Origin of the sequence: Janthinobacterium sp. NFX145, assembly GCF_049810325.1 — a bacterium.
Classification (GTDB): domain Bacteria; phylum Pseudomonadota; class Gammaproteobacteria; order Burkholderiales; family Burkholderiaceae_D; genus Janthinobacterium; species Janthinobacterium rivuli.
This window is the reverse complement of sequence record NZ_CP187360.1, coordinates 5,187,519-5,212,675: the sequence shown is the minus strand read 5'-3', so window position 1 is coordinate 5,212,675 and position 25,157 is coordinate 5,187,519. Positions and strand designations below refer to the sequence as shown.

The following is a 25,157-nucleotide window of genomic DNA, read 5'->3' as shown; positions in this document are numbered from 1 at the left end:
TCCACCTTGCGGTGTGAGGCGCCGCATCCGCACACTTATACGAGAATCACATGAACAAGACATTATTGGTGCTGGCTGCTGCCATCACTGTGGCTTACCCTTGCGCGCAGGCGCAGCAACCTGAGCAAACTGACCACGCGATCGACACCGTCGTCGTTTCCGGCTCGCGTGCGCAATCGTGGCTGTCCGAGACGCCGCAGGCCATCGGTGTCGTCAGCGCCAAAACGCTGGAACGCGACAAGCCCAAGACCATGGGCGATATCCTCAACCGCATCGCCGGCGTGTACTGGAATGACCTGGGCAACGAGCAGCACAGCATGAGCATCCGCCAGCCCATCGGCACGAATGCCGTCTACCAGTACCTGGAAGACGGCATCCCCATCCGTCCGCTGGGCGTCTTCAACCATAACTCGCTCAACGAAATGAACATGGCGGGGGCCAGCGGGGTGGAAGTGGTGAAGGGCGCCGCCTCCTCGCTGTATGGCAGCAATGCCGTCGGTGGCGCCGTCAATTTCCTCACGGCCGGCGCCAGCGCCACGCCGACGGCCAAGGTCGGCGTGCGGCGTGACAGCGTGGGTGGCTACACCCGCTACGACACGTCCGCCAGCAATACCTGGGGCCCGCTGGGATTGCGCTTTTCCCACTACAGTTCGCGCCGTTCGCGCGACAACTGGCAAGAGTACAGCTATGGCGACAAGGATTCGTTCTCGCTGCGCGCCGACTATGCGCTCAGCCCCACCTCGCAGCTGCGCGCCACCATCGTCCACACGGATCTCGATGCGGCCATGACGGGCAGCCTGTTCGAGAATGATTACCGCAACAATCGCGGCAAGAGCCTGAACACGTTTAGCTACCGCAAGGACAAGACCACGCGCATGAATCTGGCGTGGGAAGGCGCGACGACGGCCAATGGCACGAGCACCGTCACCGTGTTTACGCGCAAGAACGACCATGGACAGATTCCCGCGTATTCCATCGGCAGTTGCGCGGGCATGCTGTGCAAGGGCGTCATCAACAACAACCACGTCGATTCGCTGGGCCTGGACGTGAAGCACCAGCAGGAATTCGCCTGGCTGCATTCGCGCCTGATCGCCGGTGTTTATGTGGACAAGAGCGACAATCCCTTCGTCAGCGACAACCTGTCCATCGTGCGCGATGCAGCCACGGGCCGTTACCTGCGCTATTCGCTGGCCAATGCCAGTAATCCGCAGGGCGTGCGCGACTACCAGACGGACATTCTGAACACGGCCGTCTTCGCGCAATGGGAGTTCTCTCCGCTGCCTGGCACGCGCGTGGTGCTCGGCGGCCGTTCGGACGCCATCCGCTACGACTACCATAACCAGCTGGCGCCCGGCGGCAGCGTCAATTACGGCGCGCCCGACGAGTCGCGCAGCTTTTCGCATGTGAGCCCGAAGCTGGGCGCCACCTACGCCCTCGGCCCTGTGGGCAGCGCGTATGCGAACGTCAGCCAGGGCTTTACGCCGCCCGAAGTGAGCCAGCTGTATGGCAAGACGGGCATCGCCGACCTGCAGCCGTCCGTCTACAACAACTATGAACTGGGCTTGCGCTGGGCCTTTTTGCAGGGCCGCTTGAAGCTCGACGCGGCCCTGTACCGCCTTGACGGGCGCGACACCATCGTCAGCTATACGCTCTCGCCGGGCAACAGCGAAAACCGCAATGCGGGACGCACGCGCAGCGAAGGGCTGGAGCTGGGCCTGAACTACGACAGCGGCCCGTTCGACGCGCGCTTCGCTACGGCCATCGCGCGCCACCGCTACCTGCGCTATCAGGTATCTGCCACTCTCGATTACAGCGGCCGCAGCATGCCGCAGGCCCCGCGCGACATCACGTCGATCGAGATCGGCTACAAACCCGTGGCCGGTGCGCGTATCGCGTTTGAAGCCGTGCACCAGGGCCGCTACTGGATGAACAATGCCAACACGGTGGAGTACCAGGGCCATGCGCTGCTGAATGTGCGCGCCAGCTACCAGCTCGCGCGCGGGCTGGAAGCGTGGGCGCAGGTGCGCAACCTGGCAGATAAACGCTATGCCGATTCGGCCAGCAGCAGTTATTCGGGTGTGGGCAGTTATGCGGCCAATATGCAGAATCAGTACACGCCCGGCGCGCCGCGCAGCGTGATGCTGGGCCTGGGCTATACCTTCAACGCACTGTGAGGATAGTCATGGACGATCACACTTTTCTTATCGCGCGGCGTAAAAGCCTGTACTGGCGCATCCACTTCTGGGCCGCGCTGATCGCCTCGCCCTTCGCGCTGGTGGCCACCCTGACGGGCATCCTGTACGTGTTCACGCCGCAGATCGAGGCAAGGCTGTACCAGCACCTCGACCATGTGGCGCCGCAAGCGTCCATGCTGCCGCTGGATACTGCCGTGGCGGCAGCCGAACGTGCCGCGCCGCGTGGCTGGACGGTGCAGCACGTGGTGCCGCCGTTTCAGCAGGACGACGCGGTGCAGGTGGCGTTCGCGCCGCCCGGTGGCGCGCAGGATGAACACGCGGGCCATGGCGGGCATGCCGCGTCCGTCAAGCCGAAGTTTGGCCTGCCCGCGCAAGCCATCATCGTCTACGTGAATCCGTACGACGCCCGTGTGCTGGGCAGCCTGGCCAGCAGCGAGCGTTTCGGCAACTGGGCGAAAAAGCTGCATTCGCGCCTGCTGCAAAATGATGGCTGGCGCTGGATGATCGAGCTGGCGGCCAGTTGGCTGATGGTGATGCTGGTGACGGGCGTGGTGCTGTGGTGGCCGCGCGGCGCCCAATCGGGCTTGCCGAAACGGGGCGCGCGGGGCCGCAATGGCTGGCGCCAGTGGCATGCGTTTCTCGGTGTGGCGCTCGGTATCGTCAGCGTCGTGATCCTGACGACGGGGCTGACGTGGAGCCAGCAGGCGGGCGGGCGCATCCGCGCGCTGCGCGACGTCAGCGGCCAGGCGCCGCCGCCCGTGCCGCGCGGTCTGCATTCGGCCGAGGCGGGCGCGCCGCTCGACTGGCAGGATGCGTGGCAAGTGGCGCGCAGCCATGCGCCCGCCATCGCCGTGCAGCTGACGGCGCCGGCCAGCCAGGACGATGTGTGGCGCGCCACCATGGCCGACCGCAGCCAGCCCACCTTGCGCTTCGACCTGCAATTCGATGCCTACAGCGGCAAGCCTTTGTACTATGCGGGCTGGGAAGCGCAGACGGCGTTCGGCAAGGCCACGGCCATCGGCATTCCATTTCACCGCGGCGAATTCGGCTGGTGGAACCAGGCCTTGCTGCTGCTGTTCGGCGCCAGCGTGCTGTTCTCGCTGGTGTCGGGCTGGGTGATGTTTTTCAAGCGGCGCCTGCCAGGCTCGCTGGGTTTGCCCAAGCTGCTGCCGGGCGCCTGGACCTCGCCGTCCATGCTGGCCTGGCTGGCGGCGGTCGTCATGTGCGCGCTGATGCCGCTGCTGCTCGTTTCCGGCGGCATGCTGTTGTTGCTGGAGCTGGTCCTGGCGAAATGCGGTGCGCGTATCGGCAGGGTGCGACTGCGCTAGAATAAGGGGTGCGGCCAGGCTCGTTGCCATGGGCCGCCCCCTTGTAACGGCTGAACATGGTATTCATCGACTTTCCCGCTTTGTCCGCACTGGCCGCCGCGTCGGCGCTGGTGACCAAAAAATGCAGCTGCTGCGCCGTCCCGCTGGACGCCTGGCAGCGCCTTCCCACTTCGCTGGAGCTGGACCGCTTTGAAGAAGTCGGCACCCTGCGCGAAGACCCGTACGAAGAACCGACGTTTGCCGAATACCACCCGCACGGCACGCGCTATGACAGCGTGGACGCGCCCATCGCTCCGCGCTACTATCCCGCCAACCTGAGCCAGGTGGCCCGCTGCCTGAACTGCGGCCGCCACTACCTGCGCTACAACGAGGCGGGCGGCTATTTCACGGAATTGCGCATCCGCGCGCTGCGTCCGGCATTGCTGGCCGACGCGCCGCTGTAGTTCCTACAAACTTTCCTTGACGTGCGCGATGCCGTGTTCATCGTAGATCGAGTACACGGCAGCGAGGAGGTTTTCCAGTTCCGGCGAGCGGTCCATATGCCGCATGCTGAATAAAATGGGCGAGAACGCGTGCTTGTCGTCCAGCTTGCGGTACACGACGTTCCGGTGATGCATGGCCTGCACGCTTTCCGGCACGATGGAAATGCCCTGGCCGGCCGCCACCAGTCCCATGGAAATCTGCAGCTCGCGTACTTCCGTGACGGGGCCGGGCGTGACATTGCCTTCGCTGAACATGGCCAGCACCTGGTCGGCAAAGCTGGGGCGGGGTGCTTTTGGATACACGAGCAGGGTTTCGTGGACCAGGTCAGTCAGGCGCAATCCGCCTTCCCCCTTGGCCAGCCGGTGGCCCGGTGGCAGCGCCACCACCAGCCGTTCCTCGCGCAGCAGGATGCGGCGGATGCTGGGATCTTCGCTTTTCAATCGTCCGAATCCCACGTCGATGCGGCCTTCCTTCAGGGCCTTCAACTGCTGCACCGTCGTCATTTCATGCAGGCTCACGTCGACTTCGGGATGGCGCTCGCAAAAGCGGTGCACGATGTCGGGCAATTCCCCATACAGGGTCGAGGCGACAAAGCCGATCGACAGCGTGCGTTCCAGCTTGCCCACGCGCTGTGTCATCGCCTGCAGGTCGCGCACCTGGTCGAGCAGGGGCCGCGCATGGGCGAGGAAAAACTCGCCCGCTTCCGTCAGCCGCAGCGGCCGTGACCCCTTTTCGATCAGCGCCACGCCCAGGATTTCTTCGAGCTGCTGCATCTGCCGGCTCAGCGGCGGCTGCGCGATGTGCAGGCGCGCGGCGGCCCGCGTGAAGTTCCTTTCCTCCGCGACCGCAACAAAGTAGCGCAAGTGCCGTAATTCCATCTTCATACCTTTCAGGTATAGGTTTGATACCAACTCGGTGTTGGACGTGGGGAGATTCGGGGCATATCGTGTCACCACTCCACAGAATTATACGGAATAAATATGATTCAAAATATCGAGACCTACCTGGTCGATGTGCCTACCATTCGCCCGCACCGCATGTCGGTCGCCACCATGAATACGCAGACCCTGGTGCTGGTGCGGCTGCGCTGCGCCGACGGCATCACGGGCTGGGGCGAGGCGACCACCATCGGCGGCTTGGGCTACGGCGGCGAAAGCCCGGAAAGCATCAAGACGAATATCGACACCTATATCGCGCCGCTGCTGGTCGGCATGGAAGCGAGGGAAGTGGCCAAGGCCATGGCCAGGGTGCGCAAGGTCATCCAGGGCAATCGCTTCGCCAAGTGCGCGATCGAAACGGCCCTGCTGGACGCGCAGGCGCGCCGCCTGAACGTGCCGCTGTCGGAATTGCTGGGCGGGCGCGTGCGCGATGCGCTGCCCGTGGCCTGGGTGCTGGCCAGCGGCGACACGGCGCGCGATATTGCCGAAGGCGAAAAGATGCTGGAACTGCGCCGCCACCGCATCTTCAAGCTGAAGATCGGCCTGCGCGACGTGATGGATGACGTGGCCCACGTGCTGGAGATCAAGCGTGCACTGGGCGAACGAGCCAGCGTGCGCGTCGACGTCAACCAGGCCTGGAGCGAGACGGACGCCGTGCGTGGCATCGCCGCGCTGGAAGCGGGTGGCATCGACTTGATCGAGCAACCGGTCAAGGCCGGCAACCGCGCCGCGCTGGCGCGCCTGAAGCAGCGCTTCGACGTGGCCATCATGGCCGATGAAGCCTTGCATGGCCCCGCCGATGCGCTGGCGCTGGCGCAGGCCGATGCGGCCGACGTGTTTGCCGTGAAAATCACCCAGTCGGGCGGCTTGCTGCCGGCGCTGGAAGTGGCCACCGTGGCGCGTCTGGCCGGCGTGGGCCTGTACGGCGGCACCATGCTCGAAGGCGGCGTCGGCACGGCCGCCACGGCCCACGTGTGCTCCACGTTCGCGGAACTGGCCTGGGGTACGGAGCTGTTCGGGCCACTGCTGCTGACGCAGGAAGTCTTGCGCGAGCCGCTCGTGTACCGCGACTTCATGCTGCAGGTGCCGACAGGGCCGGGCCTGGGCGTCGAGATCGATATGGACAAGCTGCGCGTCATGCAGCGTCAATAAGTCAGTCAAAGGAGAAACCATGTTATTCCATGTACGCATGAACGTGAACCTGCCATTGAGCATGCCCGCCGAGCAGGCGGCGCAGCTCAAGCAAACGGAAAAGGCACTGGCGCAGCGCCTGCAGCACGAGGGCAAGTGGCGCCACCTGTGGCGCATCGCCGGTCAGTACGCCAACGTCAGCGTCTTCGACGTGGACAGCGTGGACGAGCTGCACAACTTGCTCACTTCCCTGCCTTTGTTCCCCTACATGCAGATCGACGTGATGCCGCTGTGCCGCCATCCCTCGTCCGTGCGCGACGACGATTCCTGAGGAGACATCTAATGACGCAGATAGGCAACGACACTGTCGGGAAAACGTGCGCGGTGGACGGTATTCGCTTGCATTACCGCACGGATGGCGAGCGCCGCAAGCCTTGCCTGGTCCTGTCGAATTCCCTCGGCACGGACCTGTCCATGTGGGAGGCGCAGGCGGCCGCGCTGAGCGACGACTTTTTTGTCGTGCGCTACGATACACGCGGCCATGGCCAGTCGGCCAGCGGCGGCGCGCCGTTCGGCATCGAGCGGCTGGGGCAGGATGTGGTGGCGCTGCTCGACCATCTCGATATCGAACGCGCCGCCTTCTGCGGCATTTCCATGGGCGGCTTGACGGGCCAGTGGCTGGGCATACACCAGCCGCGGCGCTTGACGCACCTTGTGCTGGCGAATACGGCGGCGCGCATCGGCGGCGCCGCGCCGTGGCAGTTGCGGGCGGAGCAGGTGCGCCGCGACGGCATGGCTGCGGTGGCCGAGAGCGCGGCCGCGCGCTGGTTCACGCCACAGTTCATCGAACGCGAAGCGGACACGGTGGCGCGCCTGGCCGGCATTTTGCTGAGTCAGGATGCCGGCGGCTATGCAGCCTGCTGCGACGTGCTGGCCCAGACGGACTTGCACGACGCCGTCGGCACGATCGCCGTGCCGACCCTGATCATCGCGGGCGAGTACGATCCCGTGACCACCATCGACGACGGGCGCTGGCTGCAGCAGCAGATCGCAGGTTCCCGCCTGGCCAGCCTGCCCGCTTCGCATATCTCGAATATCGAAGCGGCGGACTTGTTTACAGAACAGTTGCGGACTTTTTTAGTGTGAGGCTTGCTGTACCGTATCGGTACGGCGGGAATGTGGTTTTCCTCTGAGCAGCGTCGCCGGCAAGACTGGCATGCGGCATGCGGCAGGGGAAGCTTTCTTGAAAAATAATAATAAGAAAAGCAGACTTGGAGTAGACGGATGGAAAACAGATTGATCATCATCGCCGCGGTCACGGTGGGCTATTTCGCCCTCATGTCGTACATTACCTATAGCGTGCGCAAGCATGCCAACAGTGCCGAGGGCATGACGGCGGGCGGGCGCAATTATCCCGCCTTCCTGATCGGCGCCTTGCTGCTGTCGGAATTCATCGGCAGTTCCGTCAGCATCGGCACGGCCCAGAAGGGCTATGAACTGGGCATTTCCGCCGCCTGGAATCTGGTGGCGCTGTCGCTGGGCTTTTTCCTGCTGGCCATCGTGCTGGTGAAAAAATACAAGGAAAGCGGGCAGTCGACGATTTCCGGTATCCTCGCGCAAACGTATGGCGAGCCCGTGCGCTATGCGGCGTCCATCCTTACCATCGTCGCGCTGAGCATCGTTGCCGTGGCCCTGTATGCGAGCGGCGGCGCCGTGCTGGCGGCCGTGCTGCACATCAACAAGACGGTCGCCATTTTGCTGGTCGGCGCCATCACCGTGATCTATGTCAGCCTGGGCGGCATGCGCTCGGTCGTGTACACCAATTTCGCCCACTCCATCGTCAAATACCTGGGCGTGATCCTGGCGCTGGCGTATGCGCTGGAAGCAACGGGCGGCATCGGCGCGTTGCAGGCGCAGCTGCCGGCCAAGATGTTCAACTGGGTCGAGATCGGCTGGGGCCAGATCATCGCCTGGATGATCGGCGGCATCGGTTCCATCTTCGCCACGCAATACGTGATCCAGGCGCTGGTCAGCACGGACAATCCGGCCGTGGCCAAGCGCGCCTGCTATTACGTGTCGTCGCTGATGATCCCGTTCGGCCTGATGGCGGCCCTGATCGGCATGTGCAGCGCCGTGCTGTATCCGGGCATGAAGTCGATCGACGCCTTCCCGACCCTGATCGCCCACATGCCGGCGTTTTCCGCCAGTATCATGATCGTCGGCCTGGCCGGCGCCCTGTTCGGCGGCATTTCCGCCACCACCCTGGCATCGGCCACCCTGGCCATGAAGGATTTTTATGATCCCTGGTACAACAAGGCGAAGAACGACGCGAAATCGCTGATGTTCCTGCGCATTGCCATCGTCGTGGCCGGCCTGCTGCCGCTGGTGCTGGCGCTGTATGCGGAAAAACTGCTGATGATCGCCTTCCTGGGCAAGGCCCTGCGCGCCACCCTGGCCGTGCTGGTGCTGATGGCCTTTTATGCGCCGAAATTCGGCACGCCGCGCGGCGCCTTTGTCGGCGTGATCGTCTCGGTGATCGCCACGATTGGCTGGTTCCTGGCGGGCAATCCGTACGGCGTGGACAGTTCCTACCTGGCGCTGGCCGGTCCGCTGCTGACCATGGGCATCAGCCATGTGTTCAAGCCGGCGCAGCCGGTGGGTACCGCGCCGGCCGTGAAATAGCCTCAGGCGGGAGCCGCCTTCAGCCAGCGCATCAGGCGCGGCTGGAGGTAGGGCAGGAACACGAGGAAGCACAGGCCCACGCACAGGTTGAAAATCAGGTGGGCGGCCGCCACGGCCGTGCCGGCCAGCGGCAGCAAGGCGTCCGACAGGGCGGGAATGAAGGGGAAGAAGGCCAGCGCGCCGGCCAGGTTGAACAGGAAGTTGGCCTTGGCCGTGGCTTGCGCGTTGGCGCTCATCTGCAGGCTTGACAGCAGCGCCGTCGAGGTGGAACCGACGTTGGCGCCCACGACGATGGCGATGGCCGCTTCGGCCGGGATCAGCTGGTGCTGCGTCAGCACGATGGCCAGGCCGGTGGAGACGCTGCTCGATTGCACCAGCGCCGTAAATAGCGCGCCCATCAGCAAGGCGATCCACGGTTCGCGCGCCTGCGCCAGGGTATCGACGAACCACGGCTGCGCCTGCAGCGGCTTGAGTTCGCTCGAAATCAGGTCCAGCGCGAAAAAGATCAAGCCAAAGTAAAACGCCGCCTTGCCCAGCGCCTGTATCTTGCTGGGCAGGCTGGAGACGAGGGCGCCGCCGATGATGAACAGGGGGCCGATGCCCGTCAGCTTCATCGACACCAGCCAGGCTGTGGCCGTCGTGCCGACATTCGCCCCCAGGAGGATTGCCAGGCTGCCCGCAAAGCTGATCACCTGCGCATCGACGAGGGCGACGGCCAGCGCCGTCGTGGCGCTGCTTGACTGCACCAGCGCCGTGGCGATGGCGCCGACGAGAAAGCCATACCAGCGGTTGGTGGTGACTCGCGCCAGCCAGGCTTGCATGCCCGCGCCGCCCATCGCTTGCAGTTCACGGCTGAAAGCTTGCAAGCTGTACAAGAACAGCACCACGGCCGAGACGGCCGCGATCAATACTTGGAAATGATTCATGGAGCGGTGCGAAAGAGCGTCGGGGAAGACGCGATCATACCAGCCCTGTCAGGTAGTAAATACCGATCACTAAAAACACGGCCACCGTCTTGATGACGGTGATGCCGAAAATGTCGCGGTAGGACTGGCGGTGCGTGAGGCCCGTGACGGCCAGCAGGGTGATCACGGCGCCATTGTGCGGCAAGGTATCCATGCCGCCGCTGGCCATGGCCACCACGCGGTGCATGACTTCGAGCGGAATGTGCGCCTGCTGCGCGGCCTGGATAAAACTGTCCGACATGGCTGCCAGCGCGATGCTCATGCCGCCCGAGGCCGAGCCGGTAATGCCGGCCAGGGTCGTTACGGACACGGCCGCGTTGACGAGCGGATCGGGCACGCTGCGCAAGGTATTGCTGACGGCAAGAAAGCCGGGCAGCGCGGCGATGACGCCGCCGAAGCCATATTCGGATGCCGTATTCATGGCCGCCAGCAAGGCGCCGCCCACGGCCGCCTTGGTGCCTTCGGCAAAGGCAGCGCGGATGCGCCCGAATGCCGTTGCGCAGACGAGCAAAATTCCCAGCAACAAGGCGCCTTCCACGGCCCAGATACCGGTCACGGCGCCTATCGACGTCGACACGGGCGCATGCAAGCCGGGCAGGGCTTCGGCGGTGAGCACGTAGCTGTCGCCGTACCATTGGGGAATCAGTTTGGTCAGCGCAAAGTTGGCCACACCGACCAGCACCAGAGGCGCCACCGACAGCAGCGGATGGGGCAGCTCGCCCACGTCGGCCGTGGCCTTGTCGGCCTCGGCCCCATAACCTTCGCCCGTCGCCCTGACGGAACGGCGGCGCCATTCCAGGAAAGCCAGTCCCATGATCACCGTCAGCACGGCGCCGATGGTGCCCAGCCATGGCGCGGCCCAGCCTGTCGTATTGAAAAAGGTGGTGGGGATGATGTTCTGGATCTGCGGCGTGCCCGGTAACGTGTCCATGGTGAAGGAAAACGCGCCCAGGGCAATGGCGCCCGGCATCAGCCGCTTGGGGATATTGCTCTGGCGGTACAGCTCGGCCGCAAATGGATAGACGGCAAACACCACCACGAACAGCGACACGCCGCCGTACGTCAGGGCTGCGCACACGGCCACGATGACGGCATTCGCGCGCGCACTGCCAATATAGCGAATGGCGGCCACGACGATCGACTGGGAAAAGCCGGACAATTCAATTAGTTTACCGAACACGGCACCGAGCAAAAAGACGGGGAAATACAGCTTGATAAATCCCACCATCTTTTCCATGAAGATGCCGCTGAAGACGGCCGGCACGGCGGACGGATCGGTCAGCAGCACGGCGCCCAGTGCAGCGACAGGCGCAAACAGGATCACGCTGTAGCCGCGGTAGGCGGCCAGCATGAGGAAGGCCAGTGCGGCCAGAACTATCAGGAAAGACATCGGTCAGGCCCTTGCGTGAGAAGTGATCAAGATATTAATAATGCAGTTAATATCATACTTCTCAGCAAGCCGCCAACGCGCAGGTCAAGGTGCAAGCAGTTCAAGCCTGCTCAGTGAGGGAAAGGCTGGTCGGGGTGAGAGGATTCGAACCTCCGGCCTCTGCGTCCCGAACGCAGCGCTCTACCAGGCTGAGCCACACCCCGCTTTTCTTTATTACAGCAGATGGCGGGGCGGGTTTCAAGCGGCTGCATCAACCTCTATTTCTTTTCCTGCTGCGCCTTCTTGATCTCCGCTTCGCTGACTTTTTTTGCTGGCGCATTCGTCGCCGGCGAAGTCGGGGCTTTGCGGGTGGCGTTGGCTTGTGCCATGACGGCGGCGCAGTCCGTGTCGGGGGCTTTGTCGACGTTGACCAGCGGCAGCAGGGCGGCCAGCGGCGTGACGGCGGTGGCCAAGGCTACGGCGGCGCCGGCTTTCAGGGCCAGCGGGCCTTTTTGCGGGCCCACGTCCGGGTTCTTGAACGTGCCTTTTGCGTACAGCGGCGTGCGCAGCGTGATGATGCGGGCGCCCTTGGTACGGGGGCGCACGTCGAGGTCCAGGGTTTCGGTGGCCAGGTTGACGTTGCCCGTGACATTTACCACGGCCGTGTCCGTGTCGAGCACGAAGCGGCGCACGTCGGCCTGGCCATTCGTCACGGCGAAGTCGCTGGCCAGGCAGTTCAGGTGCACTTGCTTGTCGCCAAAGATTTTCACGAAGACGGCGTTGGCCAGGTTAAGGCCCGCCAGCTCCAGCATGAACTGGCTGACGGAACCTTCGCTGACGGTGGCTGCCAGTTCGCCATTCGCGCTGGCCAGCATGGCCGAGACGGAATTGCCGTGGCCCGTCAGCGCCGCATCGCCATACACTTCGCCGAAGCTCGCCTGCATCGATTGCAGCTTGGGAAACAGTTCGCGTATCTTGAGGTGGCGCGCCGCCACCTTGGCTTGCGCGGCGATGGTTTTTTGGCGGCCATCGAGCGTGATGTTCGAGGTGATGTTGCCGCCGGCCATGCCGAAGTTGAGCGGCGTCAAACTCAGCACCTTGTCTTTCATGTGGATGTTGGCAACGACATTGTTGAGCGGGATATCGTGCGTGCGCACCAGTTTCTTGCCCGTGAATTTCACGTCGGCGTCGAGCGCATTCCATTTGGCCGTGTTGAACTGTTCCACGGGCAAGGCTTTGTTATCGGGTTGCACGGGCGCCTTGCCGCGCGCCTGTTTCCGCGCATTGCTGTCGGCGCCGATGGTGGGGCCCAGGTCTTCCAGGCGCAGTTGCTGCGACGTCACTTCGCCGCGCAGCAGGGGGCGCGGCTGGCGCGGCAAATATTGCAGGGTGCCAGCCAGGTCGCTCTGGCCCACCGTGCCCTTGAAGTTTTGATAGGTCCAGTTCCAGCTGGCGCCGTCCTTCTTGCCCAGCAGGCGGCCCTTGGTCGCGTAGTCCGGCGTTTCCGGCAGCAGTACGCCCGTCAGCGGATACAGGTCGGCCATGCTGGCGCCGGCCAGGCTCAGCTGCAAATCGATGCCCGACAATGAGCGTGGATCCGTCAAGGTGCCGTCGATGCTGGCCTTGTTCTTGCCCAGCACGGCATGCGCCTGCACGGGATACACGGTGTTGTTGTCGGTCAAGGACAGCACCGCGCCGGCCTTGCCGCCGCCCGTCACGGGTGCCTTGCGGTAGCTGCCGCCCAAGGTGAAGGCGATGCCGTATTTCTGCACGGGAGCGTTGCCTGGCGCATCGCCCGGCGTGGCGTCGGGCGCCGTCGAGCTGACCTTGGCGTGCACGTCCAGTGCGATGCCTTCGTCGAGGTAGCGGATGACGCCGTCGCCGAAGGCCATGCGCTGGATTTCCACGTCCCATGCCGAAGGGCCGTTGTCTTTCAAGGTCCAGCTGTTGCTGCCATCGGCGCGCCGCTGCAGGGCAATGTTGGGAGAGGCTAGCGCCAGGTCTGTCAGCACCACGCGATGCTGCAACAGGGGCAAGGGATGGATGGCCACGTCGATGCGTTTCGCGCTGGCCAGTTGCGGGCCGGCCGTCGCCCAGTCCGGGTTGCTCATGCGCACGTCCTGCGCGCTGATGACGGGGCGCGGCACGTAGCGGCGCCAGCCCGGTTCCGTTTTCAGGCCCTGCTGCCATTTCACCTGCAGATCGCCGCCGATGACGAAGGTACGGCCCGTGCTTTCCGACACCTTCTCGTTGATGTAGGGGCGGGCGCGGTTCCAGTCGAAGGTCAGCACGAAGATGACCACGATGGCGATCAGGGCCAGCAGGGCGGCCAGGCTCCAGCCGAGGATTTTGAGCGGGGTTGAGCGTGTCATGGGGATGCCAATCGCAGTGATTTTTTCTTCAAGATAGACCGATAGACCATGACAGTCGGTGCGCTGGGTTACGTAAGAGGTGTCGCTTGAAACGATTCAATAATTCGACTATTATTGAAATATGGAAAATGAAAAGACAATAGCGAACCAGGCGACACCGCTGTCGAGCGCTTCCGCCATCGCAGCCCTGGCTGCGCTGGCACAGGAATCGCGGCTGGCCGTGTTCCGCCTGCTGGTGCAAGCGGGGCCGGAAGGCATGGCGGCGACGAAAATCGCCGAAGCGCTGGCGATCGCGCCCTCGTCGCTGTCGTTTCACCTGAAAGAACTGGCGCACGCCAATCTGGTGACGGCAAGCAAGGCAGGGCGCTCCATCATCTATGCCGCCAATTATGCGGGCATGAACGGCTTGCTGGCTTTCTTGACCGAGAACTGCTGCGCTGGCGCGCCTTGTTGCGTCAGCGAACCCACTAACTGAAGGACATCACGACATGACGATCACGATTTACCACAACACGGCCTGCGGCACCTCGCGCAATACCCTGGCCCTGATCCGCAACACGGGCGTCGAGCCCGTCATCATCGATTACGTCAAGCACCCGCCTTCGCGTGAAGAGTTGGTCGACCTGATCGCACGCGCGGGTTTGTCCGTGCGCGCGGCGATGCGTGACAAGGGTGCCCTGTACGACGAACTGGGCCTGGCCAATCCTGAGCTCAGCGATGTGGTCCTGCTGGACGCCATGCAAGCCCATCCTATCTTGATCAACCGCCCCATCGTCGTCACGCAACTGGGCGTGCGCCTGTGCCGGCCGTCGGAAAAAGTGCTGGAGATATTGCCGCTGCCGCAGCAAGGCGCGTTTGCCAAGGAAGACGGCCAGGCCGTGGTCGGCGCCGATGGCAAGCCTGTGAAATAAAAAAACGGCGCCAATGGCGCCGTTTTGTATTGTTGACAGTGAAGCGCGATCAGTGATTGCGGTCCACGGCAAACGAGCACAGTTGCAGCATCGATTGCTTGTAGACGCTGTCCGGCCAGCCGGCGATGGCGTCGGCGGCGCGCTGGCCGGCGATTTCCGCCTGCTTGCGCGTGTAGTCGAGGGCGCCACTATTGGTGATGGCGGCCAGGACGGTATCGAAATGCTGTTCGTCGCCTTGCTCGATGCAGCTGCGCACCAGTTCGCGCTGTTCCGGCGTGCCGTTTTCCATCAGCCAGATCAGCGGCATGGTCGGTTTGCCTTCGCGCAAATCGTCGCCCACATTCTTGCCGATCTCGGCGGCGTCGCCTGCATAGTCGAGCACGTCGTCGATCAGCTGGAAGGCCGTGCCCAGCGAGCGGCCGTATTCGGCAGCCGCTTCGATATCGTCTTCGCTGGCACCGGCGATCAGGGCGCCCAGTTGCGCCGACGCTTCGAACAGCTTGGCCGTCTTCGAGCGGATGACGTTCAAATAGCTTTCTTGCGTCACGTCCGGATCGTGCATGTTCAGCAACTGCAGCACTTCGCCTTCGGCGATCACGTTGGTGGCGTCGGAGAGGATTTGCATGACGCGCATATTATTGAGCGACACCATCAGCTGGAACGAGCGCGAGTGCAGGAAGTCGCCCACCAGCACCGAAGCGGCATTGCCGAACAGGGCATTGGCCGTCTGGCGTCCGCGGCGCATCGACGATTCGTCGACGACGTCGTCGTGCAGCAGGGTGGCGGTGTGGATGAATTCGACCACGGCGGCCAGTTCATGGTGCGCCGTGCCGCGATAGGCGTGGGCATTGGCCACCAGCAAAATCAGCACGGGACGGATGCGTTTGCCGCCTGCGCTGATGATGTATTCAGCGATCTGGTTGATCAGAATCACATCGGAGTGCAACTTTTGGCGGATCACCGTATTGACTGCGTCCATATCGGCGGCAATCGTTTGCACGATGGTGTTTTGGTTAACGTGTTTGTTAGCGTCAGACAAGGCGAACCTGCATTAGATTGTGGGTGCCGCGATTATACGACAAGGCTTGCGCGTGCGTGACGTTTGCCTATGACTGTAGAGCAATTGATTGACCTTGTTGGCACTGGCGCGCGTTTTGCTGTCCGCCTGGCGCAAGCCTGACATGATGGTCAGGTTGTCGACATACCACGATCGTCAAGCTTTGTGAATAGTTTTTGACGCAATTTCTCAGTCCGTGTATAATCGCTGGTTCCCCCTGTTGTGCACGGCTTGCTTTTCATGGCAGTGGGACAAATTCTTTCAACATTTGATGAGGTTTCAAATCATGTACGCGGTCATAAAAACCGGTGGCAAACAATACAAAGTTGTCGCTGGCGAAAAACTTAAAGTAGAACAGATACCGGCAGACATTGGTTCCGAAATCACCATCGATCAAGTTCTCGCAGTAGGCGCGGGCGACAGCATCAAGTTTGGTGCTCCATTGGTCGAAGGTGCAACGGTACTGGTTACGGTTGTGGCGCATGGTCGCCATGATAAGGTCAAAATTTTCAAGATGCGTCGTCGTAAGCACTACCAAAAGCATCAAGGCCATCGCCAGAATTTTACCGAAATCCAAATCGTTTCGATCAACGGCTAATCGCCGCTGTTTGACGCAGTTTGTCTACATAATCAGCTATCAAGGAGTCTTAAATGGCACATAAAAAAGGCGGCGGCACAACGCGAAACGGCCGTGATTCAGAATCAAAACGTCTGGGCGTTAAAGTCTACGGCGGCCAAGCTATCAATGCTGGCGGCATCATCATTCGTCAACGCGGCACGCCAGTGCGCGCCGGCGAAGGCGTAGGCATGGGCAAAGACCACACCTTGTTCGCGTTGATCGCGGGCAAAGTGAAGTTCGTTGTCAAAGGTGCTGGCTCGAAGCAATTCGTGACCGTTGTACCTAACGCAGCAGTACCAGCGTAATTCATCGCGGAGCGCCAGTTCGCTCCGCAATGATCGCATGATGTAAGGCGCAAGCCTTCAATCGAAAGGCTCTGCCCAAGGTAGAGCCTTTTTAGTTTTATGGCGGCAAAATTATGAAGTTTATCGACGAAGCAAAAATCGAAGTCATCGCGGGCGATGGCGGCAACGGCTGCGCCTCTTTCTGCCGTGAAAAATTCCGGCCTTTCGGCGGTCCCGATGGCGGCGATGGCGGCAAGGGCGGCACCATTTGGGCAGTCGCCGACCGCAATATCAACACGCTCGTCGATTTCCGCTTCTCCAAAATGCACAAGGCTCGCAATGGCGAGCCTGGCCGTGGCGCAGATTGCTATGGCAAGGGCGCCGATGACATCCACCTGCGCATGCCGGTCGGCACCTTGATCATCGACAACGCGAGCGGCGAAATCCTGGCCGATCTGACCGAACACGGCCAGACCGAAATGCTGGCCAAGGGCGGCGAAGGCGGCTGGGGCAATATCCACTTCAAGTCCTCGACCAACCGCGCGCCACGCCAAAAAGGCGAGGGCAAGGAAGGCGAACGCCGCGAACTGCGTCTGGAACTGAAAGTGCTGGCCGACGTAGGCCTGCTGGGTATGCCGAACGCCGGCAAGTCGACCTTCATTTCGGCCGTCTCGAACGCGCGTCCGAAAATTGCCGATTACCCATTTACCACCCTGCACCCGAACCTGGGCGTGGTGCGCGTGTCGCACGAGAAGAGCTTTGTGATCGCCGATATTCCGGGCTTGATCGAAGGCGCTTCCGAAGGCGCGGGCCTGGGCCATCAATTCCTGCGTCACTTGCAGCGCACGGGTCTGCTGTTGCACATCGTCGACCTGGCACCGTTTGAAACCAACGTCGATCCTGTCAAGGAAGCCAAGGCGCTGGTCAAGGAATTGAAGAAGTACGACGAGTCGCTGGTCGACAAGCCGCGCTGGCTGGTGTTGAATAAGCTCGACATGGTGCCGGAAGAAGAGCGCAAGAAGATCGTCAAGGACTTCCTCAAGCGTTTCGCCTGGAAAGGTCCCGTCTTCGAGATCTCCGCGCTGAACCATCAGGGTTGCCCGGAACTGGTGAATGCGATTTACCAGCATCTGGAAGAGAAGAAACACAGCGAAAGCCGTGCCGAAGAAACGCAGATGACCGAAGAAGCACGCGGTATCTCGTCGATCGACCCGGATGATCCGCGTTTCAAGATCCTCGACTAAGGCGTTACCCTGATGTCGGTACAGACGGCCGCTGCCGCGCCAGCGCGCAAGCAAGCGTGGCAGCGCCGTGTATTGCATCTGATCGCGTATGCTTACGGGCTGAGCGCGGTCGCCTGCCTGCTGTTCGCCGATGAAATGGCGGCCGGCATGGGCATCTTCCTCAATGGCGTCAACGGCTACAGCCAGTTCTACGCTACTCATGTCGGTGTCTGGGGCGCTACCGCGCTCCTGGCGCTGTTCGCGGCACGGCAGGGCGAACCGCCTGTCCTCGGCGATATCACTGCAATGTTGGTCCTGGCGCAGCCCGCCGGCCGTCTGTTCGCGGCCATCAGCTTCGGCTTGCCCCAGGGTTTTGTGTTGTTCATGTGCGCAATGGAGCTGACGGCGGGGCTGGCCTTGCTGCTGCTGCGTCCTGCGCGCTGACGTCTATTAAGTGAAGAGCGCCGCCCCATGGATTCCGTGATTCAAAAAGCTACCCGCATCATCATCAAAGTCGGCTCTTCGCTGGTCACCAACGATGGCCGCGGACTCGACCATGCCGCCATCGCGCGCTGGGCCGCGCAGATTTCCGGCTTGCGCGCCCTGGGCAAGGAAGTCGTGCTGGTGAGCTCCGGCGCCATCGCCGAAGGCATGCTGCGCCTCGGTTTCGAGCAGCGCCCCACCGATATCCACGAATTGCAGGCTTGCGCCGCCGTCGGCCAGATGGGCCTGGCGCAAATCTATGAAAGCAGCTTCCGCGCCCACAGCCTCGGCACGGCGCAAGTGCTGCTCACGCACGCCGACCTGGCCGACCGCGAACGCTACCTGAATGCCCGCTCCACCCTGACGACCCTGCTGCGCCTGGGCGTGGTGCCGATCATCAACGAAAACGACACGGTCGTCACCGATGAAATCAAGTTCGGCGACAACGACACCCTGGGCGCCCTGGTCGCCAACCTGATCGAGGCCGATGCGCTCGTCATCCTGACGGACCAGCACGGTTTGTTCTCGGCCGACCCGCGCAAGGACCCGAACGCCTATCTGATCACGCAAGGCATCGCTGGCGACCCTGCCCTGGAAGCGATGGCCGGCGGCGCCGGCAGCAGCCTGGGGCGTGGCGGCATGCTGACGAAAATCCTCGCCGCCAAGCGCGCCGCCAAGTCCGGCGCCCACACCATCATCGCCTGGGGCCGCGACAGCGACGTGCTCAGCCGCCTCGCCCAGGGCGAAGCGATCGGCACGGAGTTGCGGGCGCAAACGGGGCAGTTGACGGCGCGTAAGCAGTGGATGGCCGATCATCTGCATACGGCCGGCGCCGTCGTGCTGGACGCGGGCGCCGCGCAAAAGCTGCGCCAGGAAGGCAAGTCGCTGTTGCCGATCGGAGTGACGGGCGTGCACGGCGAATTCGGCCGCGGCGCCGTGATCACCTGCGTCGACGCGGACGGCGTGCCCGTGGCGCGCGGCCTGTCCAACTACACGAGCGGCGAAGCGCGCCGCATCATGCGCAAGCCGTCCACCGAGATCGAGTCCATCCTCGGCTACATGGAAGGCCATGAGTTGATCCATCGCGACAATATGGTCTTGCTGTAGGTCGGATTAGCGGAGCGTAATCCGACAAAATTGTTGCAGCGTCCTGTCGGATTACGCGCTGCGCGCTAATCCGACCTACGACGCAACGACAGCGGCCCATTCGGGCCGTTTTTTTTACCTATACCACGGCCGGCATCGGCGACTTGTCCTTGTAGTCGCACAGGTCGGCAATCATGCAGTTCCAGCATTGCGGCTTGCGCGCCGTGCATGTGTAGCGGCCGTGCAGGATGAGCCAGTGGTGGGCGTCGTGCAGGAATTCTTTCGGTACGAACTTCAATAGCTTTTGCTCGACGATATCGACATTCTTGCCCGGCGCGATGCCGGTGCGGTTCGAAACGCGGAAGATATGCGTGTCGACGGCCATCGTCGGTTCGCCAAATGCCGTGTTCATGACCACATTCGCCGTCTTGCGGCCCACGCCGGGCAAGGCTTCCAGCGAGGCGCGGTCGCGCGGCACTTCGCCGCCGTGCTGCTCCAGCAGGATCTGGCAGGTGGCGATGACGTTCTTCGCCTTGGTGCGGAACAGGCCGATGGTGCGGATGTAGCTGGCCAGCTCGTCGACGCCCAGCGCCAGTATCTTGGCCGGCGTATTGGCGACCGGATACAGCAAGCGGGTAGCCTTGTTGACGGACACGTCCGTCGCCTGTGCCGACAGCAGCACGGCGATCAGCAGCTCGAACGGCGTCGTGTATTCGAGTTCCGTCTTCGGGGAGGGGTTGGCGGCGCGAAAGCGCGTAAAGATTTCCAGGCGTTTGGCGGCGTTCATGCGTCTTTTTTCGGGGTGGTAGGGGCTGGCTGGGGGGTATCCGTGCTGGCGGCGGCCTTGGCGCGCGCGCGCTCCATGGCGGCGGCGATGATGGCGCGCTTGCGCTCCTTCTCCGCCTGTTCGTCGGGCGTAACGGGTACTTCCTGCGTCACTTCGCGCATCTTGGCGACGGCCTTGGCGGCCAGGCGCGCTTCGTTTTCCTCTGTTTCGCGGCGCAGGCGCTGGGTGCGGAAATCGTGGCGCGCGCGCGCGTCGTCCGCCTCGGCCTGGCTCCAGGCATCCCAGCCCGTGGCGTCGCCGCTGACCGGGTACATGACGATGCAGTCGACGGGGCAGGGCGCCACGCACAGGTCGCAGCCCGTGCACAGATCGGTGACCACCGTATGCATCTGCTTGGCGGCGCCGACGATGGCGTCCACGGGACAGGCCTGGATGCACAGGGTACAGCCGATACACAGCGATTCATCGATATAGGCGACAGATCGCGGACGTTCGAGGCCGTTGACGGGATTGAGCGGAATGACTTTTTTGCCCAGCAAGCCGGCCAGGCGCGCGATGCCTTGCACGCCGCCCGGTGGGCACTGGTTGATGTCGGCGCTGCCGGCGGCTATCGCTTCCGCATATGGGCGGCAGCCGTTGTAGCCGCATTTGGTGCATTGGGTTTGCGGCAGCAAGTCTTCGATCTGGTCGGCAAGTGAGGGAGGGGCAGGGTGCGGCACGGTCATCTTCCACGGTAAAACGCCATTATCGGCCATCCGGCGCGCGCACAAGTAAAAACCTGTTTTACAAGAGGGGATAGCACGCGCCATGGCGGGCCTGTTGCAGGCGCGCCGCAATCGGATTTTATTTCCTATGGGAATGTCAAAGTGCAAATAAACAACTTTGCAATTCCTTTTTTTTGTGGGAGCATGATTTTTATCAAGCTCGTTATTAAAAAAAACCGACCGCCAGTCCTGTTGCCACGCCTGTATTGCCAGGTGCGCCAGGCCATAGGAGCCAAACATGCGTTTCCTCCGGACAGTTGGTTTGCCCTTCTGTTTGTTCATGCACTCTGCACTTGCCCTTGCATACGGGCAGGCTGCTGCTCCCATGGCGGCGCCGGGCGCAGCCAGCTCGCGCATCGTCCGCTTCGCGGCGGAAGACTGGCCGCCCTTCATTTCCCGCAGCCTGCCGGCCGATGGCATGTCGGGCGCCATGGTCAGCGCCGTCTTCGAGCGTCTCGGCTATGCGGTCAGATATGAATATTTCCCATGGAAGCGCGCCATGCAGTTTGGCCTGGCCAGTTCCCGCTATGCCGGGCTGCTGGCCGTCTGGCGCACGCCCGAACGGGAAAAACTCTGCCACTTTTCTGTGCCGGTTGGTAACACGCAGGGTGTGCTGGCCTACCTGAAGGAGGATGGCGTGCCCGGCGCCAGCCTGATGGAACTGGGCAAGCTGCGCATCGGCACCGTGGCCGGCTACTCGAATGGGGAACAGTTCGATGGCATGGTGGCGCGCGGCGAGTTGAATACGGAAGAGGGCTTGAACGACGCGACGAATCTGAAGAAACTGCTGATCAAGCGTTACCGCGTGATCGTCATTGAGCGCCATGTCCTGCAGCACTTGCTGATGGGACGCAACTTCAGCAAGGCCGAGCGGGAGCGCATCGCCATCATCGATACCGTCTTCAAGGAGCGCCCCGTCTACGTGTGCTTCCAGCGCGATGCGGAAGGGGCGGCGCGGCAAAAACGCTTCAACGAGGCGGCGCGCGACATCGATACGGCCCGGCTGGAACGCGATTACTGGAAGCGGCTCGATCAGAGCCTGGCGACCGCCCCCGCCACTCCCTGACACGGCGCGCCGCTGTTGTTAGTTGCCAAAACGAAATATCTAAACACGAAAGCATTCGTTCTTGTTTGTTTGTCCATCCTTTAGTCTGCAGCCACTGTGTTGACGACTTTGAAAGGATGTTTTCGTATGCTGGAACTGATTCACAAGCAAGACCCCGCTCCCCGTTTGCGGCAACTGGCGCACGCCGTCTCGGCGGCCGTGCTGGTGCTGGGGGCGCCTGGCGTGGCGTATTCACAAGCCCCTCTCGACACCGTCATCGTCACGGGCGCGCGCGGCACGGGCCGCACGGTGGCCAACAGCGCCGCCCCGATCGACGTGATCAGCGCGCAGCAATTGCAGGCCACGGGCAAGTTGAACTTGCTCGATGCGCTCGATACGGCCTTGCCATCGTTTAACTTGCCGGCTCGCGTGCAGCCCGACCTGGGCAGCATCGTGCGCGCCGGGCAGCTGCGCAACCTCGACCCCTCGCATACCCTGGTGCTGGTCAACGGCAAGCGCCGGCATACGACGGCCATCGTCAATGAAGATGGCTTTCCCGGTTCCGTCGCCACGGACCTGGCCCTGATTCCCACGGGCGCCATTGCCCGCGTGGAAATCCTGCGCGACGGCGCTTCGGCCATCTACGGCTCCGACGCCATTGCCGGCGTCATCAACATCATCCTGAAAGCGGATGACAAAGGCAGCTTCAGCACGCAACTCGGTTCCACCTACGCGGGTGACGGCACGAACGGTTCCGTGCGCATCGATGGCGGCACGCGCCTGGGCGAACACGGCTTTGCCCACTTCGGCGCCGAAGTCCAGCGCCAGGGCATCGCCGTGCGCAATTTCGGGCTGAATCCCGGATATCTGTCGTACCCGGCCGTGCGCAACAGCGATGGCCAGCTGGTCAAATTGGGACCGAACAACAGTTTGCCTGCCGGCGCTACGCCGAACCCGGCCGAAGCAAACCGCAACAGCAATCCATGGCGTAATACGGGCGTGCCGCAAAGCACGACCGCCTCGCTCAGCGCAAACCTCGGCTATGACCTGTCGAACGAGGTGCAACTGTACGGCTTCGGCACGTATGCGCACCGCAATGCCCGCTCGGCGCAGAATTTCCGCCTGCCCAATACCATTTTCAATAACAACAAAGGCTTGCTGTCCGTATATCCGGACGGCTTTACGCCGTATGAAACGACGAGCGAAAACGACTTTTCGCTGACAGGCGGCATCAAGGGCGAGACGGCTGGCTGGACCTGGGACCTGAGCACGACGTATGGCCGCGACGATATCGACGTGGGCGTGGAGCACTCGGCCAATTACTCGCTGACCTATCCGGGCGGCAAGACGGATTTTGACATCGGCAATCAACGCTACAGCCGCTCGACCACCAATGCCGACGTGCGCCGTCCCGTGCAGCTGGGCTTGAGCGAGCCGGCCGACCTGAGCCTGGGCCTCGAGTACTCGCATGAAACGCAGCAGCGCAGCCCGGGCGAGCCCGCTTCCTGGCAGGGCAGCGGCTCGTCGGCGCTGGCGGGCTACCTGCCTGTCGATGCATCCGACACTGCGCGCCACAGCTATGCGGCGTATATCGGCCTGGGCGCGAAACTGACGCCGCAGTTGTTGCTCGACACGGCACTGCGCGCCGAGAAATATTCCGATTTCGGCAGCAAGACGACGGGCCGTTTGTCCGCCCGCTATGACGTCACGCCCGCGGTCGCCGTGCGCGGCACCGTCAGCAATGGTTTTCATGCACCGAGCCTGGTGACGCAATCGTATTCGAACACGTCCGACCATGCGGGCGTGCCGTATACCCTGGCGCAGCCGAACTCGGCCGCTGCGCGGGCACTGGGCGCACAAGCCTTAAAACCGGAAAAATCGACGAATCTGTCGGCCGGGCTGACCTTCAATCCTACGCCCACCCTGCGTCTGGCCGTTGACGCGTATCAAATCAAGGTCAGCGACCGCCTGGGCGTGTCGTCGAACATCGGCATCGACCGCAGTTCGGGCGTGGCGCTCGACGGCAGCGGCCGGCCGCTGACGGGGGCGCAAGCAACCGTCATTGAAAACCTGCTGCGCTCGGCGGGGCTGACGGTAGGCAATGGTCTCGTCGCGCATTACTTTGCCAACGTGGGCGACACGCGCACGCGTGGTATCGACTTGACGGCCGAGGATGTCTTGCGCGTGGCCGATGGCAAGCTGCGCTGGACGGCGGCCGCCAATTTCAACCACACGAGCCTGGTCGGCAAGGCGGCCTTGCCGGCCGTGCTGCAAGGCTTGCCGAACATCGGCACCCTGAGCAAGTCGGCCGAGTACGACTTGCTGTACCGGGCCCCGCGCGACAAGGAAATCCTTACCCTGGCGTATGAAAAAGCCGGCTGGACGTTCAACCTGCGCGAGACGCGCTACGGCAAGCTCAAGCGCCTGAACGCCATCACGGGCGGCGACTACCAGCTGAAAGCCGCCTTCGTGACGGATGTCAGCGTCGGCTACGACGTCAGCAAGCGCATCAACGTGACGGTGGGCGCCAACAATGTCTTCGACCAGAAACCGGGCCAGCTGCCGCGCGCAGCGCGCAGCGCCGCGAATCTGGCGCAGTACACAGGCGCCTACGATAACTCGGGACCGCTTGGCGTGCTCGGTGCTTATTACTACGCGCGCGCCACCGTTCACTTTTGATCTGCCTTCTCTTCATACTTATCATCAAGAACAGGAAATACCATGTCTGACAACAATCAACACGCGGCCATCGATCTGGAATGGGCCAATCTCCTCTCGCCGCAGCGCCGCACGGTCTTGCGCGGCGGCGGCCTGGTGGCGGCGCTGGCCGCTTCCGGCCTGGCGGGGACGGCCCTGGCGCAGGATGGCGCAGTCAAGCGCGCGAAACCAGCACTTGGCAAGAGTCCGTGGGGCGAGCATACGGACAAGGCGCCCACGCCGCGCCCCGCCAGCGTGCGGCCCGGCGAGGAAACCTTGCCGTCGACACCGCGCGCCTACACGGATATCGAGAGCTATCACGCGCATATCTATTTTGACGAAGACAGTTACCAGAAGGCGGCGCTGATACGTCGCTGGGCGGCCGAGCGCTTCCAGATCGAACTGGGCGACTGGAACCTGGAGCCGCGCGGCCCGCACGTGACGCCGTCGTTCTATTTCGGCTTTACCAATGATTTATTGCCCGTGATCGTGCCGTGGCTGCAGCTCAATAGCCTGGGCCTGACGATACTGATCCACCCGAACACGGAAGACCCGCGCGCCGACCATTTGTATTACGCGCTGTGGGTGAACCGCTCGCAGCCCGTGAATGGCTATGCGATGAAGAAGCCGGGACCGGGCGAGCCGCGGGTCGAGCAGATTTTTGTCAATACGCGTCCGACGGTGAAAATCGAAACGTCGCGCGCATGAACTGGGCATAAAAAAACGCCACGCCAGTCT

At 62.8% G+C, this 25,157-nt stretch carries 24 protein-coding genes and 1 tRNA gene; 17 read left to right on the top strand and 8 right to left on the bottom strand.

The features are described 5' to 3' along the window. Positions 1-50: 50 nt before the first annotated feature. Genes ACPJXG_RS23290 through ACPJXG_RS23280 form a run of 3 tightly spaced genes read left to right on the top strand, consistent with a single transcriptional unit; the run spans position 51 to position 3,966 of the window. Entirely contained in the window at positions 51-2,174 is a 2,124-nt protein-coding gene (locus ACPJXG_RS23290) for a TonB-dependent receptor family protein (RefSeq protein ID WP_425252473.1), read from the top strand. Positions 2,175-2,182: 8 nt separating this feature from the next. After that, the gene (locus ACPJXG_RS23285; RefSeq protein ID WP_425252472.1) at positions 2,183-3,523 is read left to right on the top strand and encodes a PepSY-associated TM helix domain-containing protein; all 1,341 of its coding nucleotides are present in this window, start codon (positions 2,183-2,185) and stop codon (positions 3,521-3,523) included. Between the two features lie 56 nt (positions 3,524-3,579). Continuing rightward, entirely contained in the window at positions 3,580-3,966 is a 387-nt protein-coding gene (locus ACPJXG_RS23280) for a hypothetical protein (RefSeq protein ID WP_425252471.1), read from the top strand. Positions 3,967-3,969: 3 nt separating this feature from the next. On the opposite strand, the gene ACPJXG_RS23275 is transcribed toward ACPJXG_RS23280, so the two are convergent. Beyond that, the gene (locus tag ACPJXG_RS23275) at positions 3,970-4,884 is read right to left on the bottom strand and encodes a LysR family transcriptional regulator (protein ID WP_035828665.1); all 915 of its coding nucleotides are present in this window, start codon (positions 4,882-4,884) and stop codon (positions 3,970-3,972) included. Positions 4,885-4,986: 102 nt separating this feature from the next. Between ACPJXG_RS23275 and ACPJXG_RS23270 the strand changes: the two genes are divergently transcribed. From ACPJXG_RS23270 to ACPJXG_RS23255, 4 genes are all read left to right on the top strand, one after another. Next, entirely contained in the window at positions 4,987-6,096 is a 1,110-nt protein-coding gene (locus ACPJXG_RS23270; protein ID WP_425252470.1) for a muconate/chloromuconate family cycloisomerase, read from the top strand. Positions 6,097-6,115: 19 nt separating this feature from the next. Then, complete coding sequence (gene catC / locus ACPJXG_RS23265) at positions 6,116-6,406, top strand: muconolactone Delta-isomerase (protein ID WP_035825063.1); 291 nt, start codon at positions 6,116-6,118, stop codon at positions 6,404-6,406. Between the two features lie 11 nt (positions 6,407-6,417). Next, entirely contained in the window at positions 6,418-7,221 is an 804-nt protein-coding gene (gene pcaD, locus ACPJXG_RS23260; RefSeq protein ID WP_425252469.1) for a 3-oxoadipate enol-lactonase, read from the top strand. Positions 7,222-7,359: 138 nt separating this feature from the next. Further along, a complete protein-coding gene (locus ACPJXG_RS23255; protein WP_092715889.1) occupies positions 7,360-8,757 on the top strand; it encodes a sodium:solute symporter family protein in 1,398 nt (465 codons plus the stop codon). Between the two features lie 2 nt (positions 8,758-8,759). On the opposite strand, the gene ACPJXG_RS23250 is transcribed toward ACPJXG_RS23255, so the two are convergent. From ACPJXG_RS23250 to ACPJXG_RS23235, 4 genes are all read right to left on the bottom strand, one after another. Continuing rightward, positions 8,760-9,683, bottom strand: a complete 924-nt coding sequence (locus ACPJXG_RS23250; RefSeq protein ID WP_176390445.1) for a Na/Pi cotransporter family protein — start codon at positions 9,681-9,683, stop codon at positions 8,760-8,762. A gap of 34 nt (positions 9,684-9,717) precedes the next feature. Further along, on the bottom strand, positions 9,718-11,112 hold the full coding sequence (locus ACPJXG_RS23245) for a GntP family permease (RefSeq protein ID WP_425252468.1): 1,395 nt from the start codon (positions 11,110-11,112) through the stop codon (positions 9,718-9,720). Between the two features lie 126 nt (positions 11,113-11,238). Next, positions 11,239-11,315: transfer RNA gene (locus ACPJXG_RS23240), tRNA-Pro, on the bottom strand. 54 nt (positions 11,316-11,369) lie between these two features. Further along, positions 11,370-13,463 (bottom strand): AsmA family protein, encoded by a 2,094-nt coding sequence (locus ACPJXG_RS23235; RefSeq protein WP_425252467.1) that lies wholly within the window; start codon positions 13,461-13,463, stop codon positions 11,370-11,372. Between the two features lie 121 nt (positions 13,464-13,584). Here ACPJXG_RS23235 and ACPJXG_RS23230 point away from each other — a divergent pair, with 121 nt between their 5' ends. After that, on the top strand, positions 13,585-13,938 hold the full coding sequence (locus ACPJXG_RS23230; RefSeq protein WP_425252466.1) for an ArsR/SmtB family transcription factor: 354 nt from the start codon (positions 13,585-13,587) through the stop codon (positions 13,936-13,938). 13 nt (positions 13,939-13,951) lie between these two features. After that, positions 13,952-14,374: an arsenate reductase (glutaredoxin) gene (gene arsC / locus ACPJXG_RS23225; protein ID WP_278317876.1), complete on the top strand. Its 423-nt coding sequence runs from the start codon at positions 13,952-13,954 to the stop codon at positions 14,372-14,374. Positions 14,375-14,423: 49 nt separating this feature from the next. Here the strand turns inward: arsC and ispB are convergent, their stop codons facing one another. Continuing rightward, on the bottom strand, positions 14,424-15,413 hold the full coding sequence (ispB, locus tag ACPJXG_RS23220) for an octaprenyl diphosphate synthase (RefSeq protein ID WP_035825085.1): 990 nt from the start codon (positions 15,411-15,413) through the stop codon (positions 14,424-14,426). Between the two features lie 304 nt (positions 15,414-15,717). Here ispB and rplU point away from each other — a divergent pair, with 304 nt between their 5' ends. From rplU to proB, 5 genes are all read left to right on the top strand, one after another. Then, the gene (gene rplU / locus ACPJXG_RS23215; protein ID WP_034754730.1) at positions 15,718-16,029 is read left to right on the top strand and encodes a 50S ribosomal protein L21; all 312 of its coding nucleotides are present in this window, start codon (positions 15,718-15,720) and stop codon (positions 16,027-16,029) included. A 53-nt stretch (positions 16,030-16,082) separates the two neighbouring features. Further along, complete coding sequence (rpmA, locus tag ACPJXG_RS23210) at positions 16,083-16,355, top strand: 50S ribosomal protein L27 (RefSeq protein ID WP_010395157.1); 273 nt, start codon at positions 16,083-16,085, stop codon at positions 16,353-16,355. 113 nt (positions 16,356-16,468) lie between these two features. Continuing rightward, positions 16,469-17,578, top strand: coding sequence for a GTPase ObgE (gene obgE, locus ACPJXG_RS23205; protein ID WP_034754647.1), 1,110 nt, complete (start codon positions 16,469-16,471; stop codon positions 17,576-17,578). Positions 17,579-17,590: 12 nt separating this feature from the next. Next, positions 17,591-18,001 (top strand): hypothetical protein, encoded by a 411-nt coding sequence (locus tag ACPJXG_RS23200; RefSeq protein WP_035825091.1) that lies wholly within the window; start codon positions 17,591-17,593, stop codon positions 17,999-18,001. A gap of 27 nt (positions 18,002-18,028) precedes the next feature. Beyond that, on the top strand, positions 18,029-19,147 hold the full coding sequence (proB, locus tag ACPJXG_RS23195) for a glutamate 5-kinase (RefSeq protein WP_099400751.1): 1,119 nt from the start codon (positions 18,029-18,031) through the stop codon (positions 19,145-19,147). Between the two features lie 118 nt (positions 19,148-19,265). On the opposite strand, the gene nth is transcribed toward proB, so the two are convergent. Both nth and rsxB read right to left on the bottom strand, forming a co-directional pair. Next, complete coding sequence (gene nth, locus ACPJXG_RS23190; RefSeq protein ID WP_035825095.1) at positions 19,266-19,913, bottom strand: endonuclease III; 648 nt, start codon at positions 19,911-19,913, stop codon at positions 19,266-19,268. Continuing rightward, the gene (rsxB, locus tag ACPJXG_RS23185) at positions 19,910-20,638 is read right to left on the bottom strand and encodes an electron transport complex subunit RsxB (protein WP_278317877.1); all 729 of its coding nucleotides are present in this window, start codon (positions 20,636-20,638) and stop codon (positions 19,910-19,912) included. The genes nth and rsxB overlap by 4 nt, the downstream gene beginning before the upstream one ends. A 364-nt stretch (positions 20,639-21,002) precedes the next feature. On the opposite strand from rsxB, the gene ACPJXG_RS23180 reads away from it, so the two are divergent. The 3 genes from ACPJXG_RS23180 to ACPJXG_RS23170 all read left to right on the top strand — a co-directional run bounded on the left by ACPJXG_RS23180 (position 21,003) and on the right by ACPJXG_RS23170 (position 25,127). Further along, positions 21,003-21,743: a substrate-binding periplasmic protein gene (locus tag ACPJXG_RS23180; protein ID WP_176388892.1), complete on the top strand. Its 741-nt coding sequence runs from the start codon at positions 21,003-21,005 to the stop codon at positions 21,741-21,743. Between the two features lie 126 nt (positions 21,744-21,869). Next, a complete protein-coding gene (locus tag ACPJXG_RS23175; protein ID WP_425252465.1) occupies positions 21,870-24,401 on the top strand; it encodes a TonB-dependent receptor plug domain-containing protein in 2,532 nt (843 codons plus the stop codon). A gap of 42 nt (positions 24,402-24,443) precedes the next feature. Further along, positions 24,444-25,127: a DOPA 4,5-dioxygenase family protein gene (locus ACPJXG_RS23170; protein ID WP_219311093.1), complete on the top strand. Its 684-nt coding sequence runs from the start codon at positions 24,444-24,446 to the stop codon at positions 25,125-25,127. Positions 25,128-25,157: the final 30 nt, after the last annotated feature.